At 29.4% G+C, this 2,369-nt stretch carries 3 protein-coding genes; all 3 read right to left on the reverse strand.

The genetic code is table 11. The features are described from left to right. Positions 1–181: 181 nt before the first annotated feature. The 3 genes from ACJDU8_RS25345 to ACJDU8_RS25355 are packed head-to-tail and all read right to left on the reverse strand — an operon-like array spanning position 182 to position 2,090. Complete coding sequence (locus ACJDU8_RS25345) at positions 182–1,360, reverse strand: sensor histidine kinase (RefSeq protein ID WP_406794963.1); 1,179 nt, start codon at positions 1,358–1,360, stop codon at positions 182–184. Positions 1,361–1,375: 15 nt separating this feature from the next. Further along, a complete protein-coding gene (locus ACJDU8_RS25350; RefSeq protein ID WP_406794964.1) occupies positions 1,376–1,798 on the reverse strand; it encodes a PAS domain-containing protein in 423 nt (140 codons plus the stop codon). Then, positions 1,734–2,090 (reverse strand): hypothetical protein, encoded by a 357-nt coding sequence (locus ACJDU8_RS25355; RefSeq protein ID WP_406794965.1) that lies wholly within the window; start codon positions 2,088–2,090, stop codon positions 1,734–1,736. Before ACJDU8_RS25355 ends, ACJDU8_RS25350 begins: the two co-directional genes overlap by 65 nt. Positions 2,091–2,369 lie beyond the last annotated feature (279 nt).

Consider the following 2,369-nt stretch of genomic DNA (forward strand, 5'->3'; position numbering starts at 1 on the left):
TAGGTATAATATGGGCTATACCCCACCCAATTGAAATTATTGAACCTAAAACAAATAATAACTTAGATGACATATTTCGTCCTCCATGTAAAATATTCTATGCTTCTTCTACCACTATCCTATAAAGCTGGTATTAATATATATGCCTATAAAATCAACTGTCTTTAAAAGCTAGGTACAGTTAATTAATATCTGAAAATTCAATTTGTATACTGTCACTTCTGTTCCTTATTTTGTTACTAGATAGCACATTCTCCTGTATTACTTTTTGGACAGGAAGAACAACAGTAAACTTACTTCCTTTCCCCAATTCACTTTCAACATATATACGACCACCATGTAATTCTACAATGGACTTAACTAAATTTAAACCAATACCTGTACCTTCTGCGTTTCTTGATAGTGATTTGTTCACCTGCTTAAACCTATCAAATATTATATCAAGGTGCTTATTTTCAATGCCAATGCCAGTGTCCTTAACTGATATTTCAACAAATTCATTCGCATTCTTAATAGCTACCAATATTCCATCACCTTCATTTGAAAATTTTATGGCATTTGATATGAGATTTAATACTAGTCTCTCTATCTTTTCTACATCACAACTAATAATTCTTTCTTCTATATCCGTATCAAAAATAATATTCATGCCTTTATTGTCAGTATAATTGGTAACTGACATGACTATTTCCTCTACAACTTCGACTATATTGTTATTTGATAGGTTCAATTCAAAGTATCCTGCATCAATTTTTGATATATCTACAATATTATTAACAAGTTTAGCCAGTCTATAGGAATTTTGCTTAATTGATTCAATATATTTAATAATTGAATCCTTTCTTTCGTCTAATGAACCATTACTACAATACATATTAAATAATTGAACAGTTGAATATATTACATTAAGTGGTGTTTTAAGTTCATGGGATATGTTGGCAGTAAATTCCTCCTGCATTTTTAATGTGTTTTGCATATTAATATTTGACTTTACCTCAGCCGTAACCTCGAATGCAATACCCACTATTTCTTCAATCTCTCCCCTATGTCCAACTACTGCTTGATATAGCGTGGTTACAAACATTTCTTCTCCTGAGATGTTACATTTTTTTTGCTTTAAACATGGAATTTTCTTTTTAGTAACTTCTTCACGAATATACTTCACCACATCATAACTATCATCATTTTTAGCAATAAAATCCGAATAACATTTTCCGATAATATCATTTTTTGAATTTACTTGTGGTTTTAGTGATTTAAAAATATTGTATTGTTTTTGGTTTATATCTGTAATGATTAACTCTGGATAGGACATACGTACAATTGGTAAGTGAAGATTATCTATTAGATTGGTAAGCAATTCCAATTGTTGCTTTTATTGTTGTATATGCTGCTTGTCATGAACCCTTTCAGTAACATCTGTAGTAATTTCAAATATGTATCTCATTTTCCCATTTTCAAATATGGGTGTTTTAGTAGCATCCCAATAAGTTGTCCTTCTTTCATCCTCTTCAAATTTAAGTTCTTTGATATAACTGGTTTTTTGTATTTCAAGAACAGAATTCCAAGCAGTTTCAGTGGGACTTCCCACATATCCTGTTACAAAATCATTAATAGGTCTACCTATACTGTTTTCTATTTTATTAAAAGGTGAATTGCAACCATCCATATACTTTTGATTTACTTTCAGTAATATTAAATCAGGTACACTGTAAATGGCTGCACCTGATATATTATTCAGTAAATAATTGTTCTTGAAAAATAAGCTTATTGTCAAGTCGGGAATTTGGTTTCTCAATAAAAGTATACACTTTTTCATTTGTTTCCTTACTATAAAAAAGTGATATGTCCACTTCTCTTACTTCAAGGGACTTTGTAAACATATATCCGGAGTAATTATTGTCAATATTATCAATAGTTATTTGGGAATTAATTCTTAGCATCTGTCCTATTTCCATTAGTGATTTTCCAAATAGTTCTTTCTTCGTAAAATTTGTAAGATCAATAAATTCTTTATTAACCTTCACTATAATGCTATCGAATGAATGCAGACATGGTTCTACCATTCTTTCACTAGAAGTACCCCTCATAATATTTTCCTCCAATGTTTTTATATATTATTGAATAGGTTTCTTAATCATAAAATAGACACATTACAAAACATATTTATAATATGCTTATTTCTACATGTTACCATATTTTATTCTAATTTGCACAACTTTGCTAAGAAAATAAAATGAGTGGCATTTCTATCTTCACTAACGGCTGTAAAGTAAATCATGAATCGTTGATTAAGAATAATGCGTCTTAACTTTATTTGACAGCATATATTCAATCAAGATTCTTTCAAAATATATACTATCACACCT

Origin of the sequence: Candidatus Clostridium eludens (assembly GCF_045310515.1) — a bacterium.
Lineage (GTDB): Bacteria > Bacillota > Clostridia > Clostridiales > Clostridiaceae > Clostridium_B > Clostridium_B eludens.